Source organism: Bifidobacterium dentium JCM 1195 = DSM 20436, assembly GCF_001042595.1.
GTDB lineage: Bacteria > Actinomycetota > Actinomycetes > Actinomycetales > Bifidobacteriaceae > Bifidobacterium > Bifidobacterium dentium.
In genome coordinates, this window is record NZ_AP012326.1 from 1,051,014 (window position 1) to 1,075,495 (window position 24,482).

Annotated in this window: 22 protein-coding genes; 15 read left to right on the forward strand and 7 right to left on the reverse strand. The window is 59.3% G+C overall.

Translation table 11 applies throughout. The features are described 5' to 3' along the window. Window positions 1-420 precede the first annotated feature (420 nt). The 13 genes from BBDE_RS04525 to BBDE_RS04590 all read left to right on the forward strand — a co-directional run bounded on the left by BBDE_RS04525 (window position 421) and on the right by BBDE_RS04590 (window position 14,308). Window positions 421-1,032, forward strand: coding sequence for a DUF4192 family protein (locus tag BBDE_RS04525; protein WP_003840518.1), 612 nt, complete (start codon window positions 421-423; stop codon window positions 1,030-1,032). Window positions 1,033-1,496: 464 nt separating this feature from the next. Next, entirely contained in the window at window positions 1,497-1,697 is a 201-nt protein-coding gene (locus tag BBDE_RS04530) for a hypothetical protein (RefSeq protein WP_003840516.1), read from the forward strand. A gap of 75 nt (window positions 1,698-1,772) precedes the next feature. Next, the gene (locus BBDE_RS04535) at window positions 1,773-2,132 is read left to right on the forward strand and encodes a hypothetical protein (protein ID WP_003840514.1); all 360 of its coding nucleotides are present in this window, start codon (window positions 1,773-1,775) and stop codon (window positions 2,130-2,132) included. Between the two features lie 381 nt (window positions 2,133-2,513). Continuing rightward, window positions 2,514-3,257, forward strand: a complete 744-nt coding sequence (locus tag BBDE_RS04540; protein WP_228369752.1) for a DUF2786 domain-containing protein — start codon at window positions 2,514-2,516, stop codon at window positions 3,255-3,257. A gap of 13 nt (window positions 3,258-3,270) precedes the next feature. Further along, window positions 3,271-3,909 carry a 3'-5' exonuclease gene (locus tag BBDE_RS04545; RefSeq protein ID WP_003840509.1) on the forward strand — a complete coding sequence of 213 codons (639 nt, stop codon included), beginning with the start codon at window positions 3,271-3,273 and terminating at the stop codon, window positions 3,907-3,909. Between the two features lie 356 nt (window positions 3,910-4,265). Beyond that, window positions 4,266-4,745 carry a single-stranded DNA-binding protein gene (ssb, locus tag BBDE_RS04550; protein ID WP_003840508.1) on the forward strand — a complete coding sequence of 160 codons (480 nt, stop codon included), beginning with the start codon at window positions 4,266-4,268 and terminating at the stop codon, window positions 4,743-4,745. A gap of 1,135 nt (window positions 4,746-5,880) precedes the next feature. After that, window positions 5,881-6,543, forward strand: a complete 663-nt coding sequence (locus tag BBDE_RS04555; RefSeq protein WP_228369753.1) for a hypothetical protein — start codon at window positions 5,881-5,883, stop codon at window positions 6,541-6,543. A gap of 36 nt (window positions 6,544-6,579) precedes the next feature. Then, on the forward strand, window positions 6,580-7,080 hold the full coding sequence (locus BBDE_RS11550) for a hypothetical protein (protein WP_012902084.1): 501 nt from the start codon (window positions 6,580-6,582) through the stop codon (window positions 7,078-7,080). Continuing rightward, the gene (gene mobF / locus BBDE_RS04565) at window positions 7,071-11,261 is read left to right on the forward strand and encodes a MobF family relaxase (protein WP_228369754.1); all 4,191 of its coding nucleotides are present in this window, start codon (window positions 7,071-7,073) and stop codon (window positions 11,259-11,261) included. The genes BBDE_RS11550 and mobF overlap by 10 nt, the downstream gene beginning before the upstream one ends. A 155-nt stretch (window positions 11,262-11,416) precedes the next feature. Further along, complete coding sequence (locus BBDE_RS04570) at window positions 11,417-11,731, forward strand: hypothetical protein (RefSeq protein ID WP_003840499.1); 315 nt, start codon at window positions 11,417-11,419, stop codon at window positions 11,729-11,731. A gap of 278 nt (window positions 11,732-12,009) precedes the next feature. After that, window positions 12,010-12,582: a hypothetical protein gene (locus BBDE_RS04575; protein WP_003840495.1), complete on the forward strand. Its 573-nt coding sequence runs from the start codon at window positions 12,010-12,012 to the stop codon at window positions 12,580-12,582. A gap of 11 nt (window positions 12,583-12,593) precedes the next feature. Then, on the forward strand, window positions 12,594-13,793 hold the full coding sequence (locus BBDE_RS04580) for a helix-turn-helix domain-containing protein (RefSeq protein ID WP_003840494.1): 1,200 nt from the start codon (window positions 12,594-12,596) through the stop codon (window positions 13,791-13,793). Between the two features lie 302 nt (window positions 13,794-14,095). Further along, a complete protein-coding gene (locus BBDE_RS04590; RefSeq protein ID WP_003842093.1) occupies window positions 14,096-14,308 on the forward strand; it encodes a hypothetical protein in 213 nt (70 codons plus the stop codon). Window positions 14,309-14,671: 363 nt separating this feature from the next. Here the strand turns inward: BBDE_RS04590 and BBDE_RS11065 are convergent, their stop codons facing one another. Further along, complete coding sequence (locus tag BBDE_RS11065; protein WP_074695894.1) at window positions 14,672-15,244, reverse strand: DUF2599 domain-containing protein; 573 nt, start codon at window positions 15,242-15,244, stop codon at window positions 14,672-14,674. Window positions 15,245-15,419: 175 nt separating this feature from the next. Continuing rightward, the gene (locus BBDE_RS11555; RefSeq protein ID WP_228369755.1) at window positions 15,420-15,608 is read right to left on the reverse strand and encodes an RDD family protein; all 189 of its coding nucleotides are present in this window, start codon (window positions 15,606-15,608) and stop codon (window positions 15,420-15,422) included. Window positions 15,609-16,418: 810 nt separating this feature from the next. Here BBDE_RS11555 and BBDE_RS04600 point away from each other — a divergent pair. Continuing rightward, complete coding sequence (locus BBDE_RS04600; protein ID WP_003840486.1) at window positions 16,419-16,994, forward strand: replication protein RepA; 576 nt, start codon at window positions 16,419-16,421, stop codon at window positions 16,992-16,994. 132 nt (window positions 16,995-17,126) lie between these two features. Then, entirely contained in the window at window positions 17,127-17,969 is an 843-nt protein-coding gene (locus BBDE_RS04605; protein WP_228369756.1) for a hypothetical protein, read from the forward strand. A gap of 384 nt (window positions 17,970-18,353) precedes the next feature. On the opposite strand, the gene BBDE_RS04615 is transcribed toward BBDE_RS04605, so the two are convergent. From BBDE_RS04615 to BBDE_RS04635, 5 genes are all read right to left on the reverse strand, one after another. Next, window positions 18,354-19,529 (reverse strand): glycoside hydrolase family 1 protein, encoded by a 1,176-nt coding sequence (locus BBDE_RS04615; protein ID WP_003840481.1) that lies wholly within the window; start codon window positions 19,527-19,529, stop codon window positions 18,354-18,356. Between the two features lie 11 nt (window positions 19,530-19,540). Beyond that, on the reverse strand, window positions 19,541-20,419 hold the full coding sequence (locus BBDE_RS04620) for a carbohydrate ABC transporter permease (RefSeq protein WP_003840479.1): 879 nt from the start codon (window positions 20,417-20,419) through the stop codon (window positions 19,541-19,543). 1 nt (window position 20,420) lies between these two features. Continuing rightward, complete coding sequence (locus BBDE_RS04625) at window positions 20,421-21,338, reverse strand: carbohydrate ABC transporter permease (RefSeq protein ID WP_003840478.1); 918 nt, start codon at window positions 21,336-21,338, stop codon at window positions 20,421-20,423. A 4-nt stretch (window positions 21,339-21,342) separates the two neighbouring features. Beyond that, window positions 21,343-22,641, reverse strand: a complete 1,299-nt coding sequence (locus BBDE_RS04630; protein WP_003840476.1) for an extracellular solute-binding protein — start codon at window positions 22,639-22,641, stop codon at window positions 21,343-21,345. 126 nt (window positions 22,642-22,767) lie between these two features. After that, window positions 22,768-23,895, reverse strand: a complete 1,128-nt coding sequence (locus tag BBDE_RS04635) for a LacI family DNA-binding transcriptional regulator (RefSeq protein WP_003840474.1) — start codon at window positions 23,893-23,895, stop codon at window positions 22,768-22,770. Between the last annotated feature and the right edge of the window lie 587 nt (window positions 23,896-24,482).

The window sequence follows — 24,482 nt, forward strand, 5'->3', positions numbered from 1 at the left end:
GCCGAACAGCATCGAAATCACTCATCGGTGTTCCCCACCGTTCCGGAAATTCTCAAGTCCCTTCCCGTCTTCGGCTTCCATCATCCGACTCTTTCTGGACGGTCCGCAATCATGCCATCACGCCGTAAACGGACCCTCCGCCTGTGGCTCCGGGACCATCCCGACAACGGACCGTGCCCCGCCATGCCCTGGCGCGGCGGGGCCGGGAAACGGAACGGCACGCAGGCGTGCCGCCATCCTGTGATTTTCTTTCGGACCGTTCGGCTACGCCGAATGATCGTAACGGCCTGCCGCGTCCGCGCCACGCATCCCGAACTTCGTTCGGCGTGCTCGCGGACGCTGCGGCCGTCAGCGCTGACGCTCGACCAAACGGTCCGAAAGAAAAAAATCAGGGACTAACCGGATTCAAGGAGGTTCATCATGAACGACACCGCAGCCATGACCATCAAACAGACCGCCGAGGAGTTCGCACGCGCGAGGGAACGGCACGATTGGCGGGAAATCGCGGGCGAGTGGTTCGAAGCTCCCGTCAGGAGATGGATCGGAACCCTCGACGCCGACGGCGAGCCGGAAGACGATACGGGGGACGCCATCACCCTCGCCGTGGGCATGAGGGAATTCCTCTCCCTACGGGACGTCATGCTCGTCGCCGCCATCTGCGGGGAACGGACGGACTTCACCGCGGACAGGGCCATCGACTTCCTCAGACGCCCGATGATAAGGAACAACGTCCGGTGGATGGAGAACATGCTCACCGAAACGTTCCACGGGTCGCAGGCGCCCGACCGGCAACGTTGCATGAAAGCCGTGGACCTCCTGCTCGCCCTCATCGACCGATTGGACGGCGAGGACGACGGATGGCAGGCGCAACCCTATGCGACCGTCGCATACATCCTGTGGTGGCTCGGCGACGAACGCGCCCTGCCCATGGCCGTCCGCGCCCTCGCCTGCGACGAGGGATGCTCCCTCGCCATCATCGTGGCCAGCGCCATCCGTGCCGGCATCCACCCGGACCGCACGAACGCCGAATGACAGGCAATCCGGCCGCCCCCCGCACCGAGGCGGCCGGAACCGCCCCGGTGCCGTATGACCGCGGGATCGACCCCGCGCCATACGGCATCCCGCGTCCCGCGTCGGCGGGCCGGAGGGGACGTATCCGCCTCCCCCTCCCGGACCTCCCTCACGGCCGGAAACCCGATGTTTCCGGACCTTCGCGAAACCCGCGGCCCGGGACCGGAGGCCCGGGCCACGCGTCCAACGGAACGGCACGCAGGCATGCCGCCGCCCAATGGTTTTTCTTTTTTGCCGGTCGGCTAAAGCCTTGGATCATATCGGCGTCGCGGAACCCGTCAAACCCGCCGCGCACGGTCCCAAGGGCCCGGGGCGTCGCGTTTGACGGAACCCGCCCGAGGCCGATAACGCTTCGCTTGACCAACCGGCCAAAAAGAAAAAATCAAGGCCGCAACAGGACCCCAGCCAGGCGAAAGGAACAAGAAATGTTCGGATTCCTCAACCTCCTCACACCGGACGACCGTGCGGAACTCGTCGGCAACATCCTCCTACTCATCGTCATCGCGATACCCACCGCCGTCGTAAACGCCGGCCGTATCCGCCGACGCATCACCCGCACATGGCGAATCCTCAGGAAAGGCACCTCCGCCACCCGCACCATCATCGGCCGAGCAGGCATCCGATAGGAAAAAGACACGTCGGGACGTCCGATATCAACGGGCGCCACCCGTGAAAAACCGGAACAAAGAAGGGCAAGAACAATGTGCAACTACAAGCTGACCGTCACCATCAGCAAGTCCACCGACATCGTAGACGGCGGCGGCTGGGCCACCGGCATGACCTGGCGCAAGACCGTCATCCTCGAGGAATCCGAACGGGCCGACGCCATCGCCCTGCGCGACCTGCTCAACGGCGGCAGACCCGCGACCGACGACCTGGGATACCTCATGTGGGACCGCTGCTACGGAATGTGCAATCCGCAATGCTGGCAATGGGAACTCGCCTGCCGTCACAGCGCATGCGTCAACCAGATCCTGCGCAAGGCCGGCATCGACTGGCCCGAGGACGGTCTGCCCGACATCGACCTGCCAACCATCACCATCAACCTCGCGATATGCTAACCGGAAAGGAGACCGCCGGACCCGCATGGCGGTTGAAGCAGGAGGGCAAGACCCAGAACGAGATCGCGGAAATGCTCGGCAAAAGCCAGTCCACCATCAGCACCGCGATCAGCCGCGAACGCAACCGTCGCATGGGCGAAAGCCCCGAACCGTCAAGGCCCGGCGACGAGACTCGCGGCATGAGTCAAACCCCGGTTCCCGACGGCGCATATGATCCCGTCATCCCGGCCGATCCGAGGTCGGGCGAAAAACAACGCGGACGGGTCGGAAAACCTCATGAGGGAAGCGTACCGGCAGGGCGTCGCGCAGGCAATGAGCCAGTTCGGCATCGAAACCTGACGAATACCTTCGAAATCACCATCATCGGAAAGGAAAGATCCTTTGGAAACCGAACGCATCATGGAACGCGTGCGCAGACTGCTCGCCCTCGCCAACGATCCGGCCGCGTCCGACAACGAGCAGCGTATCGCCCTCGAACAGGCACAACGGCTCATGGACAGGCACGCCATCGAGCAATGGCAGCTCGAAAAGGACCACGACGACATCGAGATCATCCGCAAGAAGATCGACCTGGAAACGAATCCATGCAACCGTTTCATGGCCAGCCTCGCGTACATCGTGGCCCAAGGGAACCGCTGCCGTGCCACCTACTGGTTCCGCAAGGCCGGAAACGGCCGGAGCGTCATCACCGGAATCACGCTCTACGGCGTCCGCTCCGACGTCGACAAGACCGAGGCGATCTGGACCGCCATGGAAACCAGCCGCGCCGTCATGTGGCGGGAACGCGCCAGGACGACACGCAACGCGAAAGCGAACGCCGCCTGGAGGAACGGCTACTACCAGGGCTTCCAGGAGGAGATCGCCCACCGGTACGAGATCCTCCGCCGGGAAATGGAATCGGACGACACGGGCAGGGAACTGGTCGCCGTCCGCTCCGACCAGGTCGACGCGTGGATCGAAGCCAACGTCACATTCGCCGCCAAGCACCCGAAACTGGCCGGGATCGCCCGGGCCAGCCGCGCCGCCTACCGGCATGGCCGCGAGGACGGATCACGACAGGCGATCGGCCTGACGGAAACCGGCGGGACAAGCCAACGGACCCTGCAGGCAAGACGGAACCAGTGAAAGGAAACAACACATGTATTGGGATCGCTACATCAACCGAAATAATCCACGTCGCATCGAACCACTCGACAAGCCGCTCGACACGTACGTGATGCTTGACACGGAAACCACGGGACTCCATCCCGAGGAAGGAGCCACGATCATCGAGATCGGCGCATTGCTCGTGACGCCGGGCAACGAGAACGCAAGGCCGAGGTTCGAGCAGCTGGTCGACCCGCAACGTCCATTGCCGGAATTCATCAGCCGACTCACCGGCATCAGCGACGGCATGCTTCGGGACAAGCCCACCGCCGATGCCGCGATGCTGCGCTTCCACCAATGGCTCGACGACGTCTGGCCGACAGGGAAACCCTTGACCATCATCGCCCACAACGCCGAATTCGACATCGGCTTCCTTGACGCGGCCGAACGCGCCCATGATCCGGATGCGAACGAGTTCGACTGCCGTTGGCTGTGCACGAAGGAGATGAGCTGGGAGCTCAACCCGCGGAAACGCCATCACCGCGTCAGCGACCTGATCGTCGACTACCGCATCGGGGACGTCGAGGAACATCGCGCGCTGTCCGACGCGATCCAGGAGCAGATGATCTACCGGGCCCTGTGCCGGGAAGCGAGCATGCGAGGGAGGTGGGGACGGGAACGAGTCTCATGACGGGTTGCCTCAAATGGTTGGCGTCATGCGTGCCGGCGCAGCGAACCTGATAGGCTGAAGACATGTATTCATCGGGGTCCCCGCCCGGGTCCTTTGAATATGGGGTTGTTTCAGGGGAGGATTCCATCCTCCCCTGAAATGTCTTTCACGGGCCCCATCCCGATACTGATCCATTGCCGAGGGGAGCGAAGAGGCAACCCCAGACGGCCGATCGCAGGAAGGATCACAGGATCAAGACCCGCAAGCCACGGCATCCCAACCGGAAACAGCTTGCGGACGATGATATCAGCGAGGATTGAAGTGGAGTGAATGAGCCCGTCAAAAGAGACGGGCCATCCACGAGGAAAGGATCCATCATGGCAACCATCAACCAGATTCCCATGACCATCATGGGCAATCTCGTATCAGGCCTCGAACCCAAGCGCACGTCGGGCGGCAAAACCGTCGTCAACTTCCGGGTCGCGCAGACCAGCAGCACCGAGAGGAACGGCAAATGGGAGGATGGCGCGACCACGTTCATCCGATGCGTGGCGTACGGTCCGATCGCCGAGCACATGACCGAGTCCGGGATGGGCAAGGGCACAAGGGTCGTCGTTACGGGACGATACGTGCAGCGTGACTATCAGACCGAGGCGGGGGAGAGACGCAGCGTCTACGAACTCGTTGCGGACGATATCGGGGCGTCGGTACGATACGCGACCGTCCGGATCACCAAGGTCAACGGAAACGCACAGCGGTCCGTACCGGCCCAACAACAGCCCCGGATGATGCGGACGGATCCGTGGCCGGCCACGACCCAGGATCGGTTCGCGGAACCGCAGGAACCGAGCCTCTGAATCAGGAAGCCGAGAATCGAGCCCATGACGTGTCCCGAAACGTCATGGGCTCGAATCGTCCGTGGACTCACCGCGGAGACACCGACCGTTTACGGGCCCCTGGTGGACCTGACCGATATCGAACCAATGGACCCATGCGACCCGGGCCATTCGGACCGTGGGCTAAAACCAGTGAAGCAATGTGAACCGAACCGATATCGGACCGGTCGAACGTGACCCGTCCTCCCCGGACCGATCGATATCGATGTCCGATAGGGTCAAAACCACGGGTCAAAAGACCCGGGTCAGAATTTGACCCGGTACGACCGGGGAGGGTCAAAAAGACAGATGGACCCGGAGGAAACGGCCCGATTCCAACGATTCAGTCCGACGGGTCAAATGACCCTCCGGCGATCCAAGCCGATCCGGCCCCGGATCCCGTGACGCCGATATCGGCTCATGGCAGGGTCAAATGGTCCGCAGACGGCCGGGGTCAAAAAGAGCCGGATCAGAATCGACCCGACAGCCGGGCGAGGGTCAAAACGTCGCCGCATGCCACGCAGAGGATTACCGCCTCATCTCGAGGCAATGATGTTTTGGCCCCTCTCGTGTGCCGCATCCGGAACGGTCGAAAGACGGGAAGGGCCCGATCCGTTCATGGGCCTTCCGGACCGGTCCGGGCCACACGGGTGAACCGATACCGGCCCCTGACCCGATATCGGCGGGACGACGATCCCTCACATGGGTCAAAACCCGCGGACCGGGACCGGATATGATCCGCGCCGAAACCATGCACCCAGGATGCCCCTTCCTCCCGGAACCCGGAACCAGGCCAAGCAGAAACCAGCAGAACCGAAAAAACCAGACCCAACGAAACCAGGACAAAGGAAAACACAGAAAGACAGACCAAGCAGAAAGAACCAGAAAAAACAAGCACCCACACCACAACCAAGCCAGAAAAACCAGAAGACCAGAAAAAGACCCCGAAACCAACAAACCAGAAAACCCAACATCACCAAACGACAACCATGCGCGTCTTGCACCCGCCCCGTTGGGGGACGCCGAGAACGGCGTCATTCGTAGGTCGTGTGACGTGTTTAGATGGGTTTTCGCCCGATATCGCGACAAACCGTATGGGAATCCGCGTGGGATGGGCATGGATGACAATGAAAAACCGCCCGTGTGCGAGGCCTGCGGCAGGCCCGTGACGGAGCGCAGCAAGGTGAACGGGGCATGGCTGAAGAGCCATCGAGGGTGCAAGGACCGGATCCGGACCATCAGGCGCAGGCGTGCGGCCGAGGAGAACGAGGAGCGTCTCGAGGCCATGTTCCTCGAAGCGTTGGAGGACCGCAAACGGGCCGCGAACCAGTGGCGGTGGCAGATCGAGAACCGCAACGAGCTCGCGGACGAGCACGACCGGGTCCTGGCCGCCACGCTGCTCGTGTCATACCGGTGCATGATCGCCGCCATGAACGTCATGCCATCCGCGCTCATCCAATATCGGGAGCCATGGGCCGTGGACCTGACCCGGATGCTGGGCCGACGGACAGTGGCGCTCATCGCCCGACGTGACGGCTGGACCCACACCGCATTCTGGGAGCATGATCCCGAATGCAGCGAGGACGGCACGCTGACCCGCGTGGGCGCCGGGGAATGGGCCCTGCCGATGGAAGGCATGGAGGACGAGTACCGCGACGATCTGGATCATGAGGACGGTCGGGGCCGGCGGACGTTCTCGGACGTCAAGGCGCTGCAGCGGCTATGGGCCGAGGACCATGTCGGCGGCCAATGGGATCCGGGCCCGTGGCGGTTCAAGTGACGACACGGCAAGGACCCGGATTCGAAAGGAGGACAGATGGCGGTACATCGGATAGACGGGATCTGCAGACACTGCGGGAAGCATACGCAGGTATGGGAGGACGGATACTGTTCGGGCAAATGCCGTCGCGGCGCGTGGCGTGCCGGCGACAGGATCATCGCGGGCGTATGCGAGGTGTGCGGCCGGCCCGTGTGCAAGCCTAGGAGGGGACCCGTGCCGCGATACTGCAGCCGCCGATGCCAGCAGCGACGGTACCGTGAGAAAAGGAACGTGCGGGAGGCCGGCCGGCAGCGGGCCGGCATGGAGCATCTCCAACGGCTGAAGAAGGAGACGGAGGACCTCAGGACACGCATCAGGGCATGCAAGGAACACGAAAGGATCCTGGGCGAACAGGCCGACAGGCTCAAACAGACGTTCCGCGACAATGCGGACCTCCTGCTCAGACTGGCCGAAACGTCGGACAGGGATCTGATCGACGACGCGCCCAAGGGAGGCTACATCGACGAACTGCGCAAAGAGGAAACGACATGGCAATGAACCTCACCAAACTCGCGAACGCGGAATACACGCTACAGGATATCCAGGAAGCACTCGACGCGGACGGGGCTACGGTCGGCACGGGACCAAGCGGATACTACACCGCGAAAGGCAACCCGCCCGGACGGTGGATAGGCTCCGGCGCCAAACTCCTGGGAGGCTCCGTCGGACGGACGGCATCGTCGAAAACGGTCCGCAGCCTCATCAACGACAGCCGTGACCCGTCAACGGGAAGGTTCCTGGGCGACGTGAAACTCACCAAGGGCGACGACGGCGAACCGCCGGTCGCCGGCTGGGACTACACCACCAGACAGCCGAAAAGCGTCAGCATCCTATGGGCGTTCGGCGACGCGGAAACACGCAGGGGCATCGACGAATGCCTCCAGAAAGCCACGGACATGACCATCGCCTACCTCGAAGACGAATACGCTTCGACGCGGGCGGGGCAAGGAGGGGTCGCATCCGTGGCATGCGACGGCGTCGCCGGATTCGTGTTCGACCATTTCGACACCCGTGACGGCGACCCGCAACCACACAAGCACATCACCATATCCAACCGCGTGCGCAGAAGCTCCGACGGGGTATGGACCGCGCTCGACGGCAGGAAACTGTACTCCAGCATGGTCGAGATCTCCGAAATCCACGAGAACCTCCTCCAGGACCTGCTCACCCAACGATTCGGATGGACCTGGACCACCAAGGTCAACGAACAGGGAACCAAATCCGTCATCAACGAGGTGGACGGGGTACCCGCCGAACTCATCGAGGCATTCAGCGGCCGTCACAGCGAGATCGCGAAACAGGTCGAGCAGCGGGTCCAACAGGAAGAGGCCCAGACCGGACGGCCCGTCAGCTTCCAACGACGCGCGCAGATCGACCTGGAAGTATGGCAGGCCACCAGGAAGGCGAAACCGGAAATCCAACCCAGCCTCGCGGAAAAACAACGGCACTGGTGGAAGAAACTCGGGCAGACGGCGCCCGACATCGACATCCGGCACGTGTGGGACACCGTCAACTCCCGCAAGACCAGCATGCTGCACATCGACTCCACCTGCCAGGAGGACATCAGCCGGCTCCTGCTTGACCAGATCGCCGACATGAGCCGGACGGGCAGGAACGGCCTCCAACTCGAACGGGAACTCGTCGACCTGTCCTACCGCAACGTATCCAAAGGCCGGACCACATGGAAGAAGACCAACGTGAGGGCCGAAGCCGAACGACTCCTCAGAAGCGTCCGCATCGACCCCGAACAGCGGATCATCGTCGCCAACCGGATCGCGGACCTCGCCCTCGCACGATGCGTCAAACTCACACCCGGCAGATACCGGATCCCGCAGGACGTCAAGGACAGTCCCACCCTCACCAACGGCAACGGCGTAAGCGTGTTCGACGACGACAAGCTCGACCTATACACCAGCCGGGAGATCCTCGACGCCGAACATTATATGATCGAACAGGCCGGGAAGCCGGCCGTCACCGGATTCACCGCGGACGAGGCCCGCATATGGCTGCAGGGATGGAACGAGCACGCCGGGCGGAACGGCGGATACCCGCTGGCCGCCGACCAGTTCGAAGCCGCCGTCTACGCATTGTCCAACCCCAGAATGGTCGGCGCGGTCATCGGACCGGCAGGCACGGGAAAGACGACCACCATGCGCGCGGTGGCGGACGCATGGCGCGCCAAATACGGTCCCGACAGCGTCCTGGGACTGGCGACCAGCCGCAGGGCCGTCGGCGAACTGAGGAACAGCATCGGATGCAACAGCATCACCATCGCCAAACTCCTCTACCACAACGACATCGACCAGATCGAGCGACACCGACGCGACATCGCCGTGCTCGACCAGCAGATCCGGTCGACGCCCGACCCGGTCCAAAGACTCGCCTGCCGTATGCGGCTGAGCCGGATCCTCGCCGAGGAAAGCACCTACTCCATCCGGCCGAACCAGCTCGTGATCATCGACGAGGCCGGCATGGTCGACACCAGGCACATGGCCCAGGTATCAAGAATGGCCGAACTCATGGGGGCCAAGGTCACCCTGACCGGAGACCCGCTCCAACTCGACAGCGTCTCCGGAGCCGGCGGCATGCTCGGCTGGATGGAACGGCACGGCATGTATCAGATGCTCTCAAGCCTGTGGCGGTTCACCTCCAAGGCCGACAAATGGGACGGGGACCCCCACGGCGGAAGGGACTCCATCCGCAGATGGGAAGGCGAGGGACGGGCGACGCTCGAACTCAGGAAAGGCGGCGACCGCGCCGATCCCGAAAGCGTCGCCGCATGCGAACGGCTCGTGCAACGGTACGTGGACCACGACCGGCTCCACTGGGGAGAGGACGTGCAATTGGAGGAGGAGTCTTACGTCCAGTGCATCGAATGGCAGGACCAGGGCAAAAGCACCCTGCTCATCGCCGGCACCAGGGATCAGGTCAGGGACATCAACAGACGGTTCATCCTCGAACGACGTTCCAAAGGGCAAAGCGAAGCCGACCCCGCCAAAACCGTCGCGCTCCGCGACGGCCTGGACGTCGGCCGAGGAGACCAGATAGTGTGCAGGAAGAACGAAGACGACATCACCTCCGACGGCAAGTCGATGGAAAACGGCATGACGTTCCGCATCGAAAACGTCGGACGGCGGGACGTCTCATGCGTAAGCCTGGTTGACGGCAGCCGTTGGGAGATCCCGCGGGAATTCCTCGAAACGGGATGCGAAGCCGGATACGCCTGCACCGTGCACCGCTGCCAGGGCATGACCGTGGACCGTTGCGCGGTACTGTTCCCGTCCGACGCGAACACCCCATGCAACCTGCAATACGTCGCGGGCAGCAGAGGCAAGGAGGAGAACCACTTCTACTACGCCTGCCCGGACGAGGAGCAACGCAAGGTCAGACACCAACTCTCCGGCGTCGAGACGGACCCCAAGGCCATCGCCATGTCGCGTATGAAAGCAGGCCTGCTCAACCATCCCGACGCCGCGACCGCCACTGAAACCCTGGAACGTGAACGGACGGACCGCATGGACCTCAAACGGCTCATGCGCGAACACGACTACGCCGCCGGCCTCATCTCCGGCCCGCACCTCAACGCCATGCTCGCCAGACGCCACGATCCCAAAACCGTCGACAAGATCACCCGTAGCCCAAGCTACGAATGGCTCCGCGGCGTCTGGTCACGCGCCTACATGACCGACGCGAAACGCGCCCTCGCGATCATCGGCCAGCCGCTCGACCCCGACCGTCTCAAAGGCCGTCGGCCCGACCGCGACCAGCTCGTCGGGAAGATAGTGCGAACCGCCAGGGTTCTGCATCCCGACCGGATGGACGATACCACCTACCGTATCGACATGGACGTCAGCAGGGATTCCGAACAGGCGCGATACGTCACGGAGATCCTCGAACGCAGCGACATCCCCTACGCTCTCTCCGACGCGCTCGACGGCAAGGCGATCACCATCGACGTGGACCGTTCCTGCATCCCCGCGGTCAAGACCATACTCGACGGCCTGTGCCAGACGGTCAAGGGCTTCGACCAGAGCCTGTTCCCCCGATGGCGTGAACTACGCAGGGAAGAGGGAAGGATCTTCAAGGAGAATCCCGACATGAGACGGCAAAGCCGGCCCGTGGAACCCGACTGGGCCGCCACCATCGCGGGACGGCTCAACGCCGGACTGCTCGACCGGGTGAACGGCGCCGTCCACGAGGAATGGTGCGCCGGCGTCATCCCGCGCATCCGGGCCAGCCGGCACGGCAGCGAACTCGACATCGTAAGACAGAACGAACGACTCATCGAACTGAAAGTGGGCGAACTCGTCCGCGACGCACAAGCCTCAAACCAGCCATGGACCGGAGGGATACTCGAAGCATCGGCCGACGACCCGACCCTGTTCCGAGACGTCGTCGTCTACCGGGCCATGTGGCAGGTCGACGAGGAAGATGATCCGCTGGGGGAGCGACCGCCCGCGTCAAGCGGACGTCAGGAACAGCATTGGGCCAACCTCGACGGGCGGATCAACCACACCGACGGCGTCGTCAACCCCGGCAGACGGCACCGGCCATCGGCGAACCGGGACATGTCGGCCGTCAATCATGCGGAGGAAACGTCGACGAGACCGGAAGAGACAACGGCATGGCAGCCATCACGGGAGCCTTCCGACAAGCCGCGTAACGGGTTGCGGATATAAGCCGATGATCCGGGGATGTCCACGTCGTCCATGCCGCGACACCCCAGCCGCCAGTCTCCTTGTCGAGCGGATCGTGCAGGTGCGAATCGGCCGGCATCGGCCGCAAAGCATGTGGAGGAGGAAAAGGACCTCGAAAACCGGAAAGGACGGCGGACATGGCAACCATCACTGGATTGCGCGGATCACTCACGCATTGGCTCGTCCTGGCAAGCCAATGGTTCCACGATTGGGATATCACACTACTGGCATCGGCGCTCATCGTCCTCATCGTGATCGCCGGCGTGACCGGTCGGGCGGCTATGGTTCCACGACTGTGGATGCAACTCGTGTGGGGGACCGTGACCGTCGTCGTCGGACTGATCGAGGTTGCGATCATCTGGACCATCGTCACCCGCTATCTGCCGGTCTGTGACATGGGCATCCTGATACGAAACATGCTTCGACACGAACCACCGACGGTGATTGCATAGGTTCATCCGACGGGACCGACCGAACGTTTCTCCGCCCGACCGACCACATGCGCACGCCTCCGCAAAAGCCGACGATCCGACGACCCACGCGCGGACACGCCGATATCGGCACTAGCTCCTGTTTCGGACATGAAAGAAGACACGGACGGCGGAAAAGCCCACAGCGGCGGGAGGCGAAGGGCAAGCCCTCTGACGCATCCATATCGGGGACGAAACGTTTGAAGGGCCCGTGAACCCCATGACGGGACGAACGATCCCGTCATGGAAGGAACGGGCACATGAACGACACCGACGATCCGGATACCGATATCGCCATCGAGATCCGTCGCAAGGAGGCCTGCAGGACCGCCATCGAGAGCATGGGCCGGATACGGCGGACGCCACGGAACATCCAGCTCCTGCATGACCTGGTCGACGAAATCAACGATCTCAGGCCAGAAAGCGTGATCGGACACTACAGGATATGGCCGTCCGGCCAGGTCAACCGTCTCACCGCCGGATGGAACCTGACCGGCGAGGACGTGAAAGGCAAGACGCGATACGGCGGCTGGGACCCCGAACGCGACACATACATGAGGATCAACGAGGACGGCGACTTCGAGGGACTCGACCAGACGGGTGCGGACCGACTCGTCTGGAACCATCGGGAAGACATCATCGCCGCAGCGTCCTGGACCCCCATCAGCATGGCCTGCATTGATCGTATCGAACGAATGGCGTACCTGGACGACGATCCCATACGCGACGCGCCGGCCAACATGACCATCGAAGTCTTGAATGGGTCTTTGCCGCCGGCCGATCCCATGATCCACCCCGTGTCCGCTCCCGTCGATTCCGGACTCGGCATATAGGAGGGGTGGGAATGGACACGCTCATCGACCTTAACCGTCTGCGCGCGGACCTCGATGCCAAAAGACAGGCGTTCGGCGTCAGTTGGAACACGTTCGCCGGGTTCGCCGGCGTCAGCCCCGCCATGTTCAGCCGGCTCAACGCCGGTTCGACCATCACCCTCGACACGTTCGCCAGGCTCTGTGCCACATGCGGTCTCGACCCCGCCGACTACATGCCCGGTCTGGACGCCGAAGACATCAGCGACGTCATCGACATGGCGAAAAACCGGTCCATGACGGCGACCCGACCCAAGGAGCCCGACATGGACGGCAGGCTCGAATACCACGGTATCCGGTTCACCCTCGACGACCTGCGCGAGAACATGCGCGCCAAATATCGGAACGAACGGCCCAGATTCTATTACGACACGCCCGACGGAACACCGCTCGGATACGTCATGACCCTTCCGGACGGCGGCTACATCGCACGACTCGAAGACACGCAGGCCTGGCATGCCGGCCCATACGACTCCGAAAGCGACGCGTTCGAAAACCTGTTCCGGATGATCTCACGATACTATTCCGTCGATGACCCGCCCGCGCACGCACGGGGCATCGAAGGCCCGTTCGACGAGCGGAAGGAAGCCTTAAGGCTCTGCGAAACGCAGGCCACGGCGACGGGAGAAAGCCTCGGCTGGTATGCGTTGCCGGCACGCGACGCGGTACGGCAGACCATGGATCTCGCGGACATGCTCGAACGCCGATACGCCGACAACCCGCACGTCACCATCAGCATGAACGACACCGGAAACCCGGTGGGAACCACGGACCCCGCCCGTGTGGAGGTCCTGATAGACATCGACAACGGCACCGTCTTCACCGCGGGGGTCGACATGGATCCGAACGGGCGTACGCATCCAAGCCTCATGCGCCTCGACGGCGGCGAAACGACGAAAGCGGAACCTCTCGACGATATGCGGCTCGATGAGAAGGAGACCGTGGACCTCATCGACGTGAGAATCTACGAGGCCGGCCTGCAGGGCCGTGATCCATGGGAGGGCGACCCGTGGGCCGATAACCTGAGCCGATCCTTGGAGCCGGTCGAATCCGACGCCATCCAGACCTCCGGCGTTGACCCGTGGGCCGGCATCGGATCCGGTACGCTGCCGCTGCCCGATCCCATTGACGGTCCCGGACTCGACAGGTCCGACGATCCCGGCCTCGACATGTAGGAGGGGCGGGCACGACGACATGCGTTTCGAAGGCGAACGCGAGGCCGGCGAGCCCATCGCCGGCACGGTAGCCGTCAGGAAGGCGACGGCGCGGAAAAGACGCCCCGACCACTGCCGGGCCGGGCCGATGAGATCTTCCCGTGGGCATGAATCCATGGGCGAGGCGTCCGACGAGTTCCGGGACGCCCTAGAGAGGGCTATGTCGCGCCAGTTGAGAGAATTGCTCGACTAGGATCCGCAATGTCTGTAGTCTTCACCAGATCTAGGCACATCAAGCCCGGCGACGAACTCTCGGACTTCCATTGAGGCAGGGAACCTCGCTCGACTCGTGGCTGGTCCGTCATGTACTCAACACGTTAGACAGGGTCACCACCGTCACCTACGTGGCCATGGATGGTGCCGGTGTGTTGGACGGCTTCTACCCGTTGTCTGCGAACAGCGTGAACTGCATCGGCATCGGTCAGCGTCTCGATTCGGAGCGACACCGACTGATCCGACAAGCGAATCGAATATGATGTAACGTTACTTGATCCTCGTGTACTCCTTGACAAGGTTCATGGAACAATACGTGGATACACAGAAGTTCATCACACAGGTCGCTGCTGGCGCCAGCCGTATAAACCTCTGGTTGTAGAAATCGAGGACATCGGGATCCAGGAAGCCCGCGCACACATCGAAAAATAGGTTCGATACAAGCATCAGTACGGAGCTTGCAAAGAACAACATCCAAATGATGGATAACCGCAGTATGAGAATCTTTTTGTTCTTTGGATGGATGTTTCTCGAGAATAAGATGAAGACCCAAGAAACAATGGTAAATAAGGCGCCTGTCGAATAAAGCAGGCCAGGAATCTTGTCATACATGGCACCACCTCACTTCAGTTACAGGTGATCTGGCTTATTGATGTCCTAGAAGGTTCAAGATTGTATGGTGTTTTGAGAGTGCCATACCTGACGTGGCAATCAAATTGTTCTTTCATCATTTTTGATGCAGTCGGATAGGCTGTCCAATGGCGACTCGAACTAAATTGTGGAGGAATCGTTGCCCATGCCGATTCAGCATAATAATAGCGCGTTGGAGTGGCTGCAGCAGCCCACCAAGTAGGTTGCAGAGATAGCGACCACATGCCATCGCGTGCGATCCAAACTCCTCTAGAAAACCATTGATTTGACCAAGAACCGCGTGTAATTGCGTTATCTGTTTGGATGTTAGGAGATCGCTCTTCCTCTGCCGATGCAATCAGATATTGCATCACCTCATCTTCCGTCTTCCCGTATACGTTTTGCCTCGAATCTTGAACCCAAGAGACTATTTCCGATCTGTCCATTCCTATTTTTTCATATATCGACTGACTGTATTTTATGTCATCGGCCAATGCCGTGGTTGGAGTGATGACTACGATACTAATAGCTGTTACTACTGCAAAAGCGGACAGAATCTGCTTTTTCATATGTTCTTCTTTCGTTCAGGCCATCCACCTTGAGGGCATTAGGTGCCCCTGTAACACCTACTGGTTAGTGTAGATAACAGAATTTCCGGTAGTGGTCAAGTGATAATGTTTATTAGGCTAAATCCACTTTTTATGTTTTAATTAGCAACGCGTCTTTGCGTCATTTCAAGTATACCTATTTTTCAGTGATTACGATAGTCCTAGCGATCTTATCTGCAAAGGTCTGTCCCCTGTTGTCCCATAAAGGCCAAAGGAATCCGATGAAAGGTGACACGAAATCGGCCAAGTGCGCTACCTCTCGTATACCCATTCTCATGCCGGATATGGGCAGATTGGAATCCTGATCGAGTACTTGTATCCTCAAGAGGCGGTGTGCCCAAGACTGTCCATTGCGTGTAGACTAGGAAGAAATCACACGGACAACGACCGCAGAAGAGCAATCAATCCAGAACCCTATGGCCCCACCGGGGGAAGATCTTCCGCAAAAAACACTACCCACCAACTGCGATAGCAACGAGGCAGGTAATATTATACGGAGAATATAAGCTACTGCTCTGCGCCACCATATGTTCACTATTGGCACCCCTTTTTTAATACTGACCAGATTAATGCCTTACCTCAGTTATAAATGGTCAGGATTGTGTCATCAATTCGATTAGCGTGTGTTAGCGATTTGACGGCAAACATACCCCCATGTCCGCGATCCTAACCTTATCTCCATAATTTCTATATATAATCGATATAATAAATCATTATATAAATCTTATTTGATTTCTTTTTTATGGAGGGGACCGTCGGGCTTGCCTGCGACCGTTAAAAAGCCTCGGCCGACCATGGGGTTCCAGATTTCCCGGGCATGCCGGATTGCATCGTGATCCGAGTGAATGCACATATGTTCACGTCATTTGCCCCTGTTCCGGGACGCATAGAGCATGGCATGAACCGCACTGTTCAAACACATTGGCAGACGCCAGCTGAAGAGCATCAAGCCGTAAATGGAGCGACTGTTCAAATTGCGTATACATCATTAGCAACAACACTGAATCAACGAGCTAGGGCGTGAACTTCACCGTTCCCGAAAAGTACCCGATCGACTGGTCGAACCCGAATCTTCCTTCACGGAAAAGGCAAGATAGCGGACAATTGGGTGCGGCTCAGTTCCGAATATGTGGATATGCTGCGGGATAATCCGGTACCGGTCGATCTCAAGGTGATCTCGGCGCTGAAAAAGCCGATGGCTATCGACATCTACTGGTGGTTGACCAAGCGCGTCTACAACCTGCATGAGCCGGCCACGATCAGCTGGCAGCAGCTCTACCAACAGTTCGGCTCCGATTCCGAGCTCAAGAACTTCAAACGGAAATTCAAAAGGGCTTTAGGGGATGTGCTGGAAGTCTATCAATGCAAGATCACGGTCGGCCCTCAACGCGTGACTGTCTTCCCGAGCCAGACCAGCGTCCCGACCGTCGCACAGACCCGCAGTGCAGAGAAGCAGGCGAGGTTGGAGCGAGTGCGTGATTCGCGCTCGGCGTCGGTGAAGGCGGCCGATCCGGAGGATACCGGCCACTGGCAGACGTTCGACGCCTCCTGGCAGGTGTTCACCACATCCGACCTGTTCGACGTGAACACGGCCCGTGAACACAGGGACGGCCTCGTCCCGTGCGGGGAATGCCGGTACTGCCGCTTCGACCAGAGCAACGAGGAGCATCACGGTGAGAACGCCGAGATGTCGGAAGTGCCACTGTTCTAGTTTTGGCCGAATTGCATGGTGGCGTCCCGCAAATGGACGTTTCAGGAGGCTCATAGGGGACAGGCAGTCGTCCGGCTGATCGTCCGGGTAGGATTGGCCATGTCTCCGAAAGCCAGAAGGAGGAATGCATCCATGCACATTAAAACCGTGGGGAACCTGCTCAAACAATTGTTGTCTTACGTCATGCTTTTTCTCTCCGGGTTTGCCGTATTCGTGGCTTTTCCCCTGTATATCCTGGGTCATGCTTTTGATCAGAAGAACTTGCTTCAACTCATTTGGTCATGGCCTTCTTTGCTCACGGTCATGCTTTGGGGCCTATGGGTTAGGGGCTTTCGTATGCACCGCGAATCTTTTGCCTGGCAAATCATATATTTCCTTTTCGTGATTTGCTCACTCAGGATCATCGAACTCCAATACGATTGGAGTGAAGAGCAGGAGATGGCGAACGCGCTCTTTTGCTTGATGGAACTCATGTTTGTCACCGCACTGCTGGTGCTGGAGATAATCGCGTGGTTGAACAGGCGTAAGCCCGTCAGGAATAATGAGTTCGAGATAAACGCTTGGAGAATGCTCTCCTATCTCCTTGTTTTCTTTCTTCTGGGCGGTTTGATAAATGTCATACCGGGAATGACGGAACTCATCCAAAAAGAGGATGTCGGAAAAGCGATGATAGCTCTGCTCGTCATCTCATATCCGTTGGAAATTCTCAACATCTTCTGGAATGCCATAGAAAATGACGGGGGGAAGAACGATTCCCGGAATACTGAGAATGAAATCGATAGGAAGTTGGATGACTTGTGCGTGAAGGTCCAAAATTCTCTGGACGATTCCCAGCAAAAGATTGTGGAAAGCGTCCGAGACATCGACGAGAAGATCTCCAAGGTGACAAGTGATACGCCCTGCATGTCATTTCGACGGACCGATTCGACGTATGAGTTCAAGGTGGTCATGCGACGTCAAAATCACCGGAAATAAACGTTGTGCTAGTTTGATGCGCCGCGCGCCAACATGTCGCCCACATTATCTCGGCTTATCCATCCCTACCGAGTGCCTCCAGTCCTATTCCCTCGACGAAACAAGTGGCTGTACATTCGCTCACAGTGCCACATACCGAGCGATCATCATTCCTCCGCGGTAGCTTGCATGAAATAAATTGAAGATGGCCGGAGGAGTCGTGGACGATGAAGAACTTGATGAAAACGATGACGGTGCCGGGGTTGAGCGGAACCCGACGGCTGACAAGATTCCGGGAGGAATCGATGCGGAACGCGAGGACGAACCTGGCGAGGCAGACAGGAAGCCGATCAATGGCCGTAGACTCCACGGCTGCACATCCTTTCCGGAAATGGGAAAGGCCTTCTATCGTGACATGACACCTGTCTTCGCAATCATTCCCAGCCAATTCAGGGACGGTTTCGGATGCCGTTCGAATGTGTCCTTATCCCAACAGGCCAATCCAAATGTCGGGGCAAATGAGCCCCATTCATAGTTGTCAAGCAAGGACCAGTGGAGGTATCCTCTCACATCGACACCGTCAGCCATCGCATCGTGCATGCCAGCTATGGCGCCGAAGGTGTAGTCGATCCTCCGGCGGTCGTCGGCGGTGGCGATGCCGTTCTCAGTGACGATTATCGGCGTGTGTCCGGCGACATTCCACGTGTGTCGGATTGCGATGCCCAACGCCGGCGGGAAGTACTCCCAGCCGGTGAGGGTGCGTTCCGCGTCCTCGGGGACTGGCACAGGTCCGTCCTTGCCGATGAAGGTCCTTAGATAGGCCTGCACCCCGATGAAGTCGTCCCCGGCTGCGGCCTCGGTGAAGTAGTCCTCTCGTGGATACTGGTATTCCTCCATCTCCTGTTCGCATCCGGGCATAGCGTGGAACGCCTGGCAAGCGATGGTCCATCCGGACTTGATACGCGGATTCTCGGACAGTATTCCTCGGGCCTCCCTGTGCGCCTCGACGAGCGCGGCGGAGATGTCCAGATCGGGTGCGGGCAGCGAGGCAGACACGAAGTCGCTGCCTTCGGTCCCGCCACGGGTCAATGCGACCATGTTCGGCTCATTGATGGTACACACCCAAGTGACGTCGTGGAGTATCGGCATCAAGTATCGTACGTATCTGTCGAAATAGTCAACTGCCCCATCATTGAGCCATCCGCCCTTGACTGCGAGCCATAGTGGCAATGTCATGTGGTTCAGCGTGACCATGGGCTCGATGCCGTTCTCATGGCACGCATCGATCATGTGACGATAGTGCAGGAGCTGTGCCTTGGAGAAGCAGCCCTCCGCGGGCTCGATGCGGGCCCATTCGATAGAGAAGCGGTACATGCCCAATCCGGCGTCGGCGAGCATTCTGATGTCCTCGCCGTAACGGTGGTAGCTGTCGGCCGCGTCTCCCGACGGTTCGCTGAGGTCCGCGCATTCGGCGTGCTCCCTGGCCCACCAGTCACTCGCGACGTTGTTCCCCTCGATCTGGTGCGCGGCCGTGGATGCGCCCCAGATGAATTCCTGCGGGAACTCGTATGTTTCTCTCATATCATGTCTTTCTATTTGATGCCCGTTCCGGCGACGCCCTGGATGAAGTAGCGCTGCAGGAAGACGAACAGGAGAAGGATCGGGGTGACCACCAGCACGGCTCCGGCGAGCAGGACGCTGTAGTTCGTGGCGTTCTGGCCGGTGGAGTAAAGGGACAGGGCCACGGGCAGCGTGTACTTCTCCTCGGTCTGGGCCGCGACCAATGGCCACAGGAAGTTATTCCAGGAGGACAGGAACGTGAGGATGGACAGCGTCGCCAGCGGCGGCCCGCACTGGGGAAGGACGATCTGGAAGAATATGCGCAGCTCACCGGCGCCGTCAACTCTCGCAGCTTCCATCAGTGCGTCGGGAATGCCCGAGATGAACTGGCGCATCAGGAAGACGCCGATGGGCTGGCATAGGAACGGGAGGATGAGCGCCGCATAGGAGTTCGCAAGTCCCATGTTCGAGATGATCACGAACAGGGGGACGAACGTGGCCACGCTCGGAACCATGAGCGTCACCATGACGGCGCCGAACAGGATATTCTTGCCGGCGAAGTCCATCTTCGCCAGGGCGTATCCGACCATGGAGCAGAACACCATGTTCCCGAGGACGGTAATCACGGCGACGACCATGCTGTTGGTGAAATAGATGCCGAAATTCAGTTCCCCGAACCATTTCGCGAAGTTGGCGAGCGAGGCGTGCTCGGGCAGGAGCTTCGGTGGTTTGGCGAGGATCTCCCTCTGGGTCTTCAGGGAGCCCAGCGCCATCCATAGGAACGGAAAGATCCAGAAGACCCCGATCACCGCCAAGATGCAGTAGGAAAGATCGCGCCCTTTGACGAATCGATGCCAGAGCGACTGCTTGTTGCTTTGCGGCTTCGAGGCTACGACTGTCATGACTGCCATTTCAGTCCTCCCTGAGAATGCGGAACTGGAGCATGCTGACCAGTGCGATGATGATGAACAGCACCCAGCTGGCCGCGGAGGCGATACCGTACTGTCCGAAACCGAACTTCTGGTACACGTAGTACGCGGCGGAGAGCGTCGAGTCGAGCGGTCCTCCTTGGGTCATCACGAAAGATTCCTCAAAGAACTGCAGGTAGGCGACGGAAAGGAGCACCGCACCCAGCAGCAGCGTGGGTTTGAGCAGCGGGAGTGTGATGCTGCGGAAGGTGCGCCATTTTCCCGCGCCATCGATGGCCGCGGCCTCCTTCAGCTCCTCGGGGATGGCCTGCAGACCGGCGAGGAAGATGATCATCAGCGTTCCCATGTTGCGCCAGATGGTCATGACCATCAGTGCGGGCAGGGCGTAGCGGGTGTCGTGCAACCAGTCCGGACCGGCAATGCCGAAGACGGACAAGAGCAGGTTGAGGAGCCCATCCTTCTGGAGGATATACCTCCACACGACGGAGACTGCGACCACGCTGGCGACGACCGGAGCGTAGAACAATGCTCTGAAGAACGCGTTAAGGCGCTTGGAACCTTTGTTGAGAGCCACCGCGAACGCGAGGGCGATCACCATGGTGATCGGCAGGCCTACGAGCACGAAGATCCCAGTGACGTCCAGTGCATGCAGGAAGCGATGATCTTGGGACAGGGCGATGTACTGGTCCAGTCCCACGAAGTTGACGTTGAACGGGGTGCGGAGGTCCTTGGAGGTGATGTCGGTGAAGGACATCGCCATCGAGGACAGGAGGGGGATCAGCATGAACACGCAGAACATGACCGCAAAGGGCAGAGCGAATCCCCATGCGAGAATCGTCCGACGTCGGCGGAGGACGTTGCCAGAGCCCTCCGTCTTCGCCTTTTTTGTTCCGAATCCCATATGCTCAGTTTCCCGTTCCGATGGAGTCAGCTTCGGACTGCAGGTTCTTCAGGCCCTCGTCGACGGAGACCTGTCCCTTGTTCATCTGTTCGAGGATCCGGTCGGCGGCGGAGGACACCTGGGACCAGGTGGACAGCGCCGGCGGGGCCATGGTGTTCTTCAGTTGGTCGCCGAACGCCGCGAGCTTGTCATTGCCGGAGAGTGCGTCGTCGTCCCATGCCTTCTGGGAGGCGGGCAGATCGGAAGATTTTTCGTACCATTTAGCCTGTGTCTCAGGCTTGCTGGCCCATTGGATGAACTTCCATGCGGACTGCTTGTTCTTGGAGTCCTTGAACGTCACGAGGTCGCAACCTCCGACGAAGGACGTGGCAGGGCCCGAAGAGCCGTCCATCGACGGCAGGACCACGGTGGCGTACTTGGATTCGAAACCGTCGCCACCCAATTCGTTGATTTGGCTGACGGCGGTCGGACCCTGCAGCATCATCGGCGTGTCGCCGGATACGAAGTTCGCTATGTCAGCGCCGGGGCTTACGTCGGCGTTAACATCCGCCACACCGTCCCTGTAGAGACTGGTGGTAAAGTTCAGTCCCTTCTTTATGCCAGTATCTTCGAAAGTCCATTTCGTCTGTTCCTTGTTAGTCAAGGACGCCCCGGCCGAGTAGGAGAACGGCAAAGTTCCGAGGAACGCGTCAGTGCCAGATGGGTTGAGGTTCATGCCGTATTTGACCCCATCGACCTTCTGCATGTCCTTAGCCATCTGCTTAAGCTCATCCCAAGTCTTCGGAGCTCTGCTCCAACCAGCCATCTCGGCGATGTCGGTGCGGTAGTACAGCACTCGGGTGTCGATGTACCAAGGCACGCCGAGCTGTTTCCCGTCGACCTGGCCCGCAGCCTTGGAGCCGTTGGAGAAGTCGGACATGTCAAGGTTGTCGGGCACGGTGGAGAACGAGTTGGAGAAATCGGCCATCCAGGTGGTGCCCATCTGCGCAAGGTCGGGACCGTTGCCCGCGGCGATGGCGGTCTGGAGTTTGTCGTGCGCTGAGGACCATGGGATCGCGGTGACCTTGACCTTGACGTCGGGGTTCTCCTTTTCGAATCCCTTGACGAAATCACCCAGCAGGTCGCCCTCGTTGCCCATGGCCCAGATGGTCAGGCTGCCGGTGGCCTTGCTTGAATCGATGGCCTTGACCGCATCGGGATCGGAATCCGCGCTGCTTGCGGATCGCCCGCACGAGGACATGCTGATAACCATGACCGCACTTGCGGCCACCGCGACAGCCGCCTTGAAAAACGATTTCATCATTGAAACTCCTTATTAAATGTGAGCATCAATCTAAGCGGTTAGACTGACGCTTATATTTAAGCGCTTAGATTGTTTTAAGTCAAGGAGACACGCCAATAAGGCTTCGTGCTTCTGAGTTTTATTTCATCAGGGGCACCCACAGCTACCGCGCACGACGAGACGAACGGGCAATATTCGTTTCTCCGGTTTTTCCCAAGGCTTCCCATTCCTGGAAAGCAGCATCCGTGCAGCCTTGCGTCCCAGATCCTCCATAGGCTGACGGACGGTCGTTAGGTGTGGAGTCATCAGCCTGCCCGCCAAGATGCCGTCAAAGCCGGTGACGATGACGTCTTCAGGGACGCGGACTCCGGAATCCGCGAGCAGTCTAATCACGCCAAAGGCCGTCTGATCAGTGCCGCACACCAAGGCCTGCGGCAACCGATTAGATTCTATCGCCTCACACAGGCCGACCAAATATTCATCAGACGTGGCGAAAGAGTCATCCAACAACGCCCCTCTGGAGTCCAGCCCGCGTTCCTCGAGATATTTTTTAAACGCGTCATAACGCGAGACGACGTCATCAGTGTCGGCACCGCTCTCGAACGCTTTATCATTGACGCCGCCGACGAATGCCATATCGTTGATATGGTGAACATCGACAAGATGGTCGACGATCTGCCTCATGCCCGATGCGTTATCGCATTGCAGGTACGCGGCCGGCAGTTTTTCATCGCCCACACCCACCATTACAAGCGGGATGGTCTTCGCCAACATGGAAAGAGGAAGCGCATCGTTATATCCGCTTGGCATCAGCGCCAGTCCATCAACGCGGCCGGCGATATCCGTTACCGATCTGTGATCATCCCTTTCCGAGGCGGCTCCCATAAGTATTCCCTTGCCACTCTTCCAGCATTCGAGTTCGAAACCACGAAGCACCTCATCAACGTATAACGGATATACAAGAACGTTGGGTTCGTCACCGTCCAGAGGCTCGTCGATGGATCTGGGGGAAACATCAGGCCAATCATCCTCAAGGTTGCTTCCCTGAGGTCTTTCCAGCAACATATCGAATGCATACATGCCCAAAGTGTCGGTGCTACCCTTAGCGAGTCCTTGGGCATTACCGCTGGGCACATAACCAAACTCCTCAGAAATCCTCAGGATTCTGGCCCTGGTATCATCTTTTACCTTATCCGGATGTCTAAAAGCAAAGGAGACCGTCGCGGTCGATACACCAGCTTTTTTTGCGATATCATACACAGTGATTCTAGCCATGTTAACAATTTAAGCGCTTTGGTACAGAGGACACACTTAAAATTGGCTAAATTGCATTTTGACGTTCCTGATACATTGTCAAGCGCGTCGGTGTGTTGGTTTTGTCTGATGGGCGGTCGTAGCCAGTCGATGATTCTATTTTCGAGTCCGGGTAGGTCACGGATCCCTCTTTCGATTTCGCTGATGTGTCTGAAAGGCACGCAACGACGCTTTGCCGATCCACCGTTGAGCGACGCCGCGGCCGACGCGCAGTCTGGCACCTCTGCACCTCTGTATTTAGTCAAGTCGGCGTTTCGTGACTAATCCGATGTGGTGACGTTTTCTTGGACTCCCTGAACGGGAAGAGAACCCTTTTATTTATGGTGGTGTGCAATAAGAAGTAGAACGACCACGCAGTCGATCTCTACGAACGGTACGATTTCAGTTCCATGGCCGTGATTCATGAGCTCGGATACCCGTTGGAACCGTCGCTGAAGGCATGGTGCCGGGACCGGGGCGCGAACGGACGACGGGCGAGCCATCCAGCGTGGCGCGCATCGGCTTCGTGACACGGATGGGCAGAAATGCGCGGCGGTCGATGACTGTCT